Raw genomic sequence first — 310 nt, forward strand, 5'->3', positions numbered from 1 at the left:
TCGGACCGGGTCGCGAGATCAGGTACGGTCATCCAGCCGGATCGGCTCCCAGGAGCTGGCCGGTGTGGTCTGACCAGGTCGAACGGTCAGGTATGGTCATCCAGCGGCACTCCCCTCCGGGGGCAGTGAAGCGGGTGAGCGACCAGATCGCGACCCAGGCGAGCGGGACACGGAGCCGAGAGGCGAAGTTGACCGGGAGCCGCGGATCGGCTAAGTTAGAACGGTTGCCTCCAGACAGGCCCGAGAGGGTCTAGCGGATGCGCGTCTGTTCCTTGAGAACTCAACAGTGTGCCAAGTAGTCGATGCCATA

The organism is Cellulomonas sp. (assembly GCF_015234515.1).
Classification (GTDB): Bacteria; Actinomycetota; Actinomycetes; order Actinomycetales; family Cellulomonadaceae; genus Cellulomonas.